Genomic DNA, 345 nt, shown 5'->3' with positions numbered 1-345 from the left:
ATCCTTCAATTTCCAGTTGCGCGTCGATCGGGACCAACGCCGTGGATTGCGCTGCCTGGCCTCCGCATAAACGATCTCACGTTGCGCAAGAACTGCATTCGCCACGCCGTTATGACACTGGGCCGGCGTGACGAATTTCAGGCCGCTGTGTTTGTGCTCATGGTTGTACCAGCGCACGAACTGCTGCGTCCAGGCCCGCGCCTCATCAACGCTGCCGAACGGCTTGCGCGGGTAGTCGGGCCGATACTTGCAGGTCCGGAACAGCGACTCTGCGTACGGGTTGTCGTTACTCACGCGTGGTCGGCTAAACGAGGCCACGACCCCCAGGTTCTCCAGGGTGGCAAG

The 345-nt window shown here is 61.2% G+C and carries 1 protein-coding gene; it reads right to left on the bottom strand.

Annotation, left to right across the window (positions count from 1 at the left end; translation table 11 throughout):
* Positions 1-345 (bottom strand): integrase core domain-containing protein (locus tag HWY30_RS40935; RefSeq protein ID WP_176079072.1); only part of this gene is annotated, 345 nt, incomplete at both ends.

It is taken from the genome of Paraburkholderia tuberum STM678 (genome assembly GCF_902833905.1).
GTDB classification, from domain to species: domain Bacteria; phylum Pseudomonadota; class Gammaproteobacteria; order Burkholderiales; family Burkholderiaceae; genus Paraburkholderia; species Paraburkholderia tuberum.
This window is presented reverse-complemented; position numbering and strand designations above follow the sequence as displayed.